6 protein-coding genes and 1 tRNA gene are annotated in these 6,160 nt (G+C 72.9%); 4 read left to right on the plus strand and 3 right to left on the minus strand.

Features of this window, described 5'->3' with window-relative positions; all coding sequences use genetic code 11:
* Positions 1-53: 53 nt before the first annotated feature.
* The 3 genes from ACZ6EM_RS28905 (at position 54) to ACZ6EM_RS28915 (ending at position 3,649) form a co-directional block, all read left to right on the plus strand.
* The gene (locus ACZ6EM_RS28905; RefSeq protein WP_465773578.1) at positions 54-1,136 is read left to right on the plus strand and encodes an SGNH/GDSL hydrolase family protein; all 1,083 of its coding nucleotides are present in this window, start codon (positions 54-56) and stop codon (positions 1,134-1,136) included.
* A gap of 63 nt (positions 1,137-1,199) precedes the next feature.
* Complete coding sequence (locus ACZ6EM_RS28910; protein WP_380548736.1) at positions 1,200-2,420, plus strand: acetyl-CoA C-acetyltransferase; 1,221 nt, start codon at positions 1,200-1,202, stop codon at positions 2,418-2,420.
* Between the two features lie 290 nt (positions 2,421-2,710).
* On the plus strand, positions 2,711-3,649 hold the full coding sequence (locus ACZ6EM_RS28915; protein ID WP_465773579.1) for a hypothetical protein: 939 nt from the start codon (positions 2,711-2,713) through the stop codon (positions 3,647-3,649).
* 110 nt (positions 3,650-3,759) lie between these two features.
* Here the strand turns inward: ACZ6EM_RS28915 and ACZ6EM_RS28920 are convergent, their stop codons facing one another.
* From ACZ6EM_RS28920 to ACZ6EM_RS28930, 3 genes are all read right to left on the minus strand, one after another.
* A complete protein-coding gene (locus tag ACZ6EM_RS28920) occupies positions 3,760-4,143 on the minus strand; it encodes a hypothetical protein (RefSeq protein ID WP_465773580.1) in 384 nt (127 codons plus the stop codon).
* 86 nt (positions 4,144-4,229) lie between these two features.
* Positions 4,230-5,117 carry a Bax inhibitor-1/YccA family protein gene (locus ACZ6EM_RS28925; protein WP_359914059.1) on the minus strand — a complete coding sequence of 296 codons (888 nt, stop codon included), beginning with the start codon at positions 5,115-5,117 and terminating at the stop codon, positions 4,230-4,232.
* A gap of 138 nt (positions 5,118-5,255) precedes the next feature.
* A tRNA-Leu gene (locus ACZ6EM_RS28930) sits at positions 5,256-5,337 on the minus strand.
* A gap of 254 nt (positions 5,338-5,591) precedes the next feature.
* Between ACZ6EM_RS28930 and ACZ6EM_RS28935 the strand changes: the two genes are divergently transcribed.
* On the plus strand, positions 5,592-6,160 hold a 569-nt coding region (locus tag ACZ6EM_RS28935; protein WP_452180065.1), incomplete at its 3' end, for an ABC transporter ATP-binding protein.

Consider the following 6,160-nt stretch of genomic DNA (forward strand, 5'->3'; position numbering starts at 1 on the left):
GGCATTGCCGTGGCCCGGAGGGGCCGGCAGGAGCACGGGAAGGGGGCACCGGGATGCCAGGGGCGCAGCACTCGCGGGCCCGGGTGGCCCGCCGGATCGCCACCGCGGCGGCGTACGGCGGCGGCGGGCTCGGCCTGCTCGGGGTGGGCCTGGTCGGCCTGCTGCTGACCGAGAGCAAACTCGCGATCCAGGCCATCGGCGTCCTGGAGACCCACCCGCCCAGGGCCGACGGCGTCTACGGCGAGGCCTTCGCCGACCGCTCCGCCGCCCCGCAGCCCCCGCTCGTGCTGGCCGTCCTCGGCGACTCCACCGGCGCCGGCCTCGGCGTGGCCCGCTCCGGCGAGACGCCGGGCGCACTGCTGGCCGCGGGCCTCGCCTCGGTGGCCGAGCGCCCGGTCCGGCTGGTCAACGTGGCCCGCTCCGGAGGCCGCTCCGCCGACCTCTCCGGCCAGCTGGAGCAGGCGCTGCCGCACCGCCCGGACGTCGCCGTGATCATGATCGGCGCCAACGACGTGACCCGGCACAGCCCGGCCCAACTGGCCGTCCGCCAGCTCGGCGAGGCCGTCGCCGCCCTGCGCGCCAACGGCTGCGAGGTGGTCGTGGGAACCTGCCCGGACCTCGGCACGATCAAGCCGGTGCGGCCGCCGCTGCGCTGGGTGGCCCGCCGGCTGAGCCGGCAGCTGGCCGCCGCGCAGACCATCGCGGTGGTGGAGGCCGGCGGCCGGACGGTCTCGCTGGGCTCGCTGCTGGGCCCGGAGTTCGCCGCGCGCCCCGAGATGTTCGCCGCCGACCGCTACCACCCCTCCGCCCAGGGCTACGCGACCGCCGCGATGGCCGTGCTGCCCTCGGTCTGCGCCGTGCTGGGGCTCTGGCCCCAGGAGGACCGCCCGGCCACGGCCGTCCGGGGCGCCGCGGTGCTGCCCGTCGCGGTCGCGGCCGCCGCGGCGGCCGGGCGGGAGGGCACCGAGGTGACGGCCGTGGCGGCGGAGGGCGCGGGCCGCCGCTGGGCCCAGCTGAGGCACCGGCTGCGGATCGGCCCGACCGGCCCGGAGAGCGGGAAGGAGGCCGGTCCGCGCGCCGGCGGAGCCCCTGGGAATACGTCGGCCAGCTCACACGCTGGTGCGGGTGACGACTGACCTACCAGGCGGTAACTTTCCTCCCGGACGCCAGGTCCGCCGTCACCCAGCGAGGAGCCCGCCATGCCCGAAGCCGTCATCGTCAGCGCTGCCCGTTCGCCGATCGGCCGGGCCTTCAAGGGCTCGCTCAAGGACGTCCGCCCGGACGACCTGACCGCCCACGTCATCCAGGCCGCCCTGGCCAAGGTGCCCCAGCTCGACCCCCGCCAGATCGACGACCTGATGCTGGGCTGCGGCCTGCCCGGCGGCGAGCAGGGCCACAACCTGGCCCGCATCGTGGCCGTCCAGATGGGCATGGACTACCTGCCCGGCGCGACCATCACCCGCTACTGCTCCTCCTCGCTGCAGACCACGCGGATGGCGCTGCACGCGATCAGGGCGGGCGAGGGCGACGTGTTCGTCTCGGCCGGCGTGGAGACCGTCTCCCGCAGCGTGAACGGCACCTCGGACGGCATGCCGGGCACCATGAACCCGGTCTTCGACGAGGCCCAGGCGCGCACCAAGAAGCGTGCGGAGGAGGGCGGCGGCGCGTGGCACGACCCGCGCGAGGACGGCCTGCTGCCGGACGCCTACATCGCGATGGGCCAGACCGCCGAGAACCTGGCCGCGCTCAAGGGCATCACCCGCGCCGAGCAGGACGAGTTCGGCGTCCGCTCGCAGAACCTCGCCGAGGCCGCCATCGAGTCCGGCTTCTGGGAGCGCGAGATCACCCCGGTGACGCTCCCGGACGGCACCGTGGTCAGCAAGGACGACGGCCCGCGCGCCGGCGTCACCCTGGAGGGCGTGTCCGGCCTGAAGCCGGTGTTCCGCCCGGACGGCACCGTGACGGCCGGTAACTGCTGCCCGCTGAACGACGGCGCGGCCGCGCTGGTCATCATGTCCGACACCAAGGCCCGCGAGCTCGGCATCACCCCGCTCGCCCGGGTGGTCTCCACCGGCGTCAGCGCGCTCTCCCCCGAGATCATGGGCTACGGCCCGGTCGAGGCCTCCCGGCAGGCGCTCAAGCGGGCCGGCCTGACCATCGACGACATCGACCTGGTCGAGATCAACGAGGCCTTCGCGGCCCAGGTGATCCCCTCCTACCGTGACCTCGGCGTCGACCTGGACAAGCTGAACGTCAACGGCGGCGCGATCGCGATCGGCCACCCCTTCGGCATGACCGGCGCCCGGATCACCACCACCCTGATCAACTCCCTGCAGTGGCACGACAAGCAGTTCGGCCTGGAGACCATGTGCGTCGGCGGCGGCCAGGGCATGGCGATGGTCGTCGAGCGCCTGAGCTGACCCTCGGGACACCCTCCGAAGGGTCTGGACCACCCATTTGGAGTGACGCAGCGTAATTGAGGGCCGAATCACACCGCGAGGTCGATCCGGCCCTCTTTTCGTTCGTTTTCGACCCGGAAATCGACACTGCGGAGCGGATCAACTCCACTGCGTAGAACGGTGTTACCTAACAATTTGGGGACAAGAGCGAAAGTCCTGGACGAATTGGACATTCGCCACTGCGGTAACAGCCCCGCATGCGGCAGTGTGGACACGTAACCCCGTTCCGCTCCTCGCTAGGAGTACGTTCCGTGAGCGCCGTCTACACCATCCTGCTGCTGATCCTGATCGCCGTGTCGACCGCCGTGCTGCTCCACCTCCGCGGACTCTCCCGCCGACTGGACGCGCAGGCCGCGGCCCCGGCCGAGCCCGCCCCGGTGGACGAGGCCGCGATACGCCGGGCCGTCGCCGAGGCGCTCGCCGCCGACCGCGAGCGGGAGATCACCGAGGCCCGGGCGTTCTGGGCCGAGCAGGAGGCCCGCGCGGCCGAGGACGCCCCGCTGTTCGACTCCCCGTTCTCCGGCGCGTTCTCCGGCACCGACGAGTGGCCGCTGTTCTTCCCCCGCCCCACCGGCCCGCAGGACGCCGTCGACAACGCCGGGACGATGGACCCGGAGTTCGGCGAGGCGCTGCGCTCCGCGCTGGAGGACCTGATCAACGAGGGCGGCACCGCCCCGGCCGAGCCCGGCACCGAGGGCGGCGTCCCGCTGCGCCCCGGCCACCCGGCCGGCGAGACCAAGGACGCCCGGGCCCGCCGCGAGGCCGACCTGCTGGCCACCGGCCTGGAGGCCGGGCTGCTGGACGCCGATCAGGCCGTCGAGGAGGCCCCGGTCGCCGCGCCCGACCCGCGCCGCCACCCCTCGCACCCCGACTTCGTGCCCAGCCAGGCGCCGTCCCGGGAGTGGACCGACACCCGGCTGGCCGCCCTCGCCGAGGAGGCCGTCGCCCTGATCGACGTCCGCCCCGGCCCGCTGGGCACCCTGGACGTGTACGCCTTCGCCGACGGCACCACCCTCTGCGTGGCCCCGGGCGACCGGGAGGCCGCCTACCGGCTGATCGACGCGGTCCGTGCCGGTGAGCACGTCCGACTGCTCGGCGGCTCGCGCTTCTCCGGCTCGTACTCGCTGACCTTCTCCACCGACGAGGAGGCCGTCTACGTGCTCGCCGACCGGGTGGTCGCCAGCATCTGACACCGGCTCACCTGATCGCGGGATCACCAGCGCGCGGCGCACCGAAGGCCGGCCGGGTCGCGGGGTTACCGACCCGGCCGGCCTTCGGCGTGTACACGCGTCCCGGGGCCTCAGCCGCAGAGCGCCGCCGTCTCCCGCACCGCGGCCGCCGCCCCGGCCAGCACCTCGGCCGCCGCCACCGGCCCGTCCGGGAGCGCCACCTCCGCGCCCTCCGGCAGCGCCGCGAGCGCGGCCGCCAGGTCGTGGGCGGCGACGGCCAGCTGGTCCCCCGCCGCGAAGGCCCCGGCGTCCGGGAACTCCCGCCGCGGGCCGCCCTCCACCGCCGCCGTCAGCGCGACCAGCCGCCGGGCCAGCTCCAGCGCGGCCGCCGCCCGCGACCCGTACCCGGGCACGGCGCCCAGCAGCTTGCTCTGCGGCAGCGAGCGGAAACGATCCGCCAGGGACTCGGCGGCTTCGACCAGGGGATCCACGTCCAGGGGCGCTACGTCATGCATGGCAGCGAGCCTAGGCGAAAAGCCGCCGGGCCCCGGAGCGAGTCGCTCCGGGGCCCGGCGGCAGTGGTTCACGAAGGAAGGGACCGTCAGTCGTCGCCGCGCAGGATCGCGATCAGCCGCAGCATCTCCATGTAGATCCAGACCAGCGACAGGGTCAGCCCGAAGGCGGCCCGCCAGGACTCCCGCTGCGGCGCGCCCTGGGCGATGGCCTCCTCGATCGACGCGAAGTCCAGCGACAGGAAGAAGGCGCCCAGGCCGATGCCGATCAGGCCGACCACGATGCCCAGCGGGCCGGAGCGCAGGCCCATGTCGGCGCCGAAGGCCATCGCGACCATGTTGACCAGCATCAGCAGCACGAAGCCCAGCGCGATCGCGATGCCGATCCGCTGGTAGCGCGCGGTGACCCGGATCTTTCCGCTCTTGTAGGCGAACAGCATCGCCGCGAAGACCGCCGCCGTACCCAGGACCGCCTGGATCACGATGCCGTTCAGCCAGGTGTTGAAGGCGTGCGAGACGGCGCCCATCGCGAAGCCCTGGAGGGCCGCGTAGGTGAGGATCAGCGGCGGGCTGACGCTGCGCTTGAAGGAGACCACCAGGCCGACGACCATGGCCACCAGGCTGGCGGCGATCGCGAAGCCGAAGTTCTCGAACGGCAGCGCGAACCAGGCCACCGCGCCGGCGACGACCAGCGTCAGCAGCGTCATGGCGGTGCGGGCGACCACGTCGTCCAGCGTCATCCGCCCGGTGGCCGCCGGGCCGGCCGACGGCCCGTTGTACAGCTCGTAGAGCTGCTCGTCGGTCATGGGGGCCTGGCCCTGCGGCTGCTGGGCGTAGGGCGTACCCGCGTAGGGGTTCTGACCGTGCGCGTTCTGGCCGTACGGGCTCCCGGCCTGCGCGGTGGTACCGAACCCCGCGTAGCCGGAGTCGCGGGTGAAGGACCCCTCCCGCGAGAAGACCGGGTTGCTGCTTCTCATTGCTCATTCCCTCCGTGGCGGCACTGCACCGCCCGTGTACAAGGGTAATGGCTTGGCAAAAATTCCGGGATACGCCGCGAGGAGGATCCGGTGAACAACGACCGGCGGGGACGCCGTCGGCGCCCCCGCGGTTGTCGGTGCCCGGAGCCGGACTCGAACCGGCACGGCCTCGCGGCCAAGCAGTTTTAAGCTGCCCGTGTCTGCGTTCCACCATCCGGGCTCTTGCGAAACCACCCTGAGCCTAGTCGCCCGGCTCACTCTTTCGCATGTTCCCTGCCCCGGAAGTTGTCATGTTTCCTTGCCATCTGACGAACTGTCCGGGATTCGGCCACGAAGGATATCCGTTCCGGCCATCCCGCCGCCTCAGGGTTCACGTCATACCGCAGGAGGAGGGTCCAGCCCTCCCGTACGCCCAGCGGTGGTAGGGCCAACCGTCCGGCGGAGCGACGCAAGACCATGATCACGTCGCGGAGCATGGAGGTACAAGTCCACGAGCACAAGGAGCCCCCCGTGACCACGCCGACCGCAACCGCCGTCCGCACCGGCCTGGCGGCCGCCCGAGCCACCGGCCTGAACAAGGTCTACGGGGAGGGGGAGACCCGCGTCGTCGCCCTCGACAACGTCACCGTGACCTTCCCCCAGGGCGAGTTCACCGCCATCATGGGCCCGTCCGGCTCCGGCAAGTCCACCCTCATGCACTGCATGGCCGGCCTGGACACCGTCTCCTCCGGCTCCTCCACCATCGGCGACACCGAGCTCGTCGGCCTCAAGGACAAGCAGCTCACCCAGCTGCGCCGCGACCACATCGGCTTCATCTTCCAGGCCTTCAACCTGCTCCCCACCCTGACCGCCCTGGAGAACATCACCCTCCCGATGGACATCGCCGGCCGCAAGGTCGACAAGGCCTGGCTCGACCGCGTCGTCGACACCGTCGGCCTCTCCGGCCGGCTCAGCCACCGCCCCTCCCAGCTCTCCGGCGGCCAGCAGCAGCGCGTCGCCTGCGCCCGCGCCCTGGCCGGCAAGCCCGACATCATCTTCGCCGA

The organism is Kitasatospora sp. NPDC041917, assembly GCF_055589745.1.

What these genes read in the sequence shown, in the direction of transcription:
- ACZ6EM_RS28905 (WP_465773578.1), top strand. Translation starts at nt 54, where the DNA reads ATGCCAGGGGCGCAGCACTCGCGGGCCCGGGTGGCCCGCCGGATCGCC.
- ACZ6EM_RS28910 (WP_380548736.1), top strand. Translation starts at nt 1,200, where the DNA reads ATGCCCGAAGCCGTCATCGTCAGCGCTGCCCGTTCGCCGATCGGCCGG.
- ACZ6EM_RS28920 (WP_465773580.1), bottom strand. Translation starts at nt 4,143, where the DNA reads ATGCATGACGTAGCGCCCCTGGACGTGGATCCCCTGGTCGAAGCCGCC.
- ACZ6EM_RS28925 (WP_359914059.1), bottom strand. Translation starts at nt 5,117, where the DNA reads ATGAGAAGCAGCAACCCGGTCTTCTCGCGGGAGGGGTCCTTCACCCGC.